Source organism: Asanoa iriomotensis (assembly GCF_016862515.1).
GTDB classification, from domain to species: domain Bacteria; phylum Actinomycetota; class Actinomycetes; order Mycobacteriales; family Micromonosporaceae; genus Asanoa; species Asanoa iriomotensis.
On record NZ_BONC01000175.1, the window covers coordinates 1 to 1,429 of the forward strand.

Consider the following 1,429-nt stretch of genomic DNA (forward strand, 5'->3'; position numbering starts at 1 on the left):
GCGGTGTCTGGCTACTTGTTGAGGATGGTGTTACGACCGTGGCCCGGCCAGGCTTGGTCGAGGTGATCGGTGGAAGTTCTCGTTGTCTGGCTGCCTGCTCATATGGCGGGGTGTGGCTCTCTCCCGGCTTGGGCTCCACCGGTTACCGCGGTGTGGAGTGGCTCAAGAGGGGTTTGCCTGGCTCGAAGTAGCGCTGCCCCCACGCCGATCTGTTTTGTCGGTTCGCGGGATGGGGTGCGGGGTTTCATGGCGAAGGTTGTGATCGGGGTCGATCCCCATAAGCGGTCGGCGACGATCGAGGTGATCGGTGGCAGTGAGCGGGTGCTCGGCGGTGGCCGTTACGGCACGGACCGGGCCGGTTACAAGGCGATGCTCGCCGCGGGCCGCGTCCACGTCGATCGGGTGTGGGCGGTCGAGGGCTGTTCGGGTATCGGCCGGCATGTCGCGCAGCGGCTGGTCGCTGATGGGGAGACGGTCGTGGACGTGCCGTCGAAGTCCTCGGCGCGGACCCGGGCGTTCGCGACCGGGAACGGCCGCAAGAGCGACCCGGCCGACGCGCACCACATCGCGGTGACCGCGCTGCGGACCCCGGGCCTGCACGTGGTGCGCGTGGAGGACCACACGACGGTTCTGCGGCTGCTCGTCGACCGCCGCGAACAGCTCGCCCGGACCCGGACCGAGACCGTCAACCGCCTCCACGCGCTGCTTCTGGACCTGATCCCGGGCGGGGCGAAAAGAAGCCTGTCCACCGGCCAGGCCCGAACCCTCCTGGCCGACATCGACGTCGTGGCCGGTGACATCGCCGCGGCCACACGCCGCCGTCTCGCCGGCGAACTCGTCGACGAGCTCACCGTCCTGGACACGAAGATCAAAACAGCGACCGCCGAACTCGCAACGGTCGTCGAAGCGACCGGCAGCCGCCTGCAGCAGCTACGCGGGATCGGCCCGTGCAGCGCTGCCCGCCTGCTGGCCGACATCGGAGACATCGCCCGGTTCGCCGACCCCGGCCACTTCGCGTCCTGGAACGGCACCGCGCCCCTGGACGCGTCCTCCGGCGACAACAACCGCCACCGTCTCAACCGGACCGGGAACCGGCGCATCAACCGCGTCCTGCACATCATGGCCATCGCCCAGATCCGCCACAACAGCGAAGGACGCGTCTACTACCACGCCAAACTCGCCGCCGGGAAAACCCGCATGGAAGCGATCCGCGCCCTCAAACGCCGGCTCTCCGACATCGTCCACCGGCAGATGATCCACGACGCCACCACGACAAGGACGGGTCCGGGAGGACACACGGGGGCGACTCTGACTCCAGCGCGGCCGACCAAACCCCAAGATCGACACTTCGGACAAGTCACAACCCGGACCCACCAAACCACACCCTAAAACACCACCCCTTGACAGAGGGGCGCCGGGAGCGACGGTC

General features: G+C 68.3%; 1 protein-coding gene. It reads left to right on the forward strand.

Annotation, left to right across the window (positions count from 1 at the left end; genetic code table 11):
- Positions 1-69: 69 nt before the first annotated feature.
- Positions 70-1,389, forward strand: a complete 1,320-nt coding sequence (locus Air01nite_RS40820; protein ID WP_239091309.1) for an IS110 family RNA-guided transposase — start codon at positions 70-72, stop codon at positions 1,387-1,389.
- Positions 1,390-1,429: the final 40 nt, after the last annotated feature.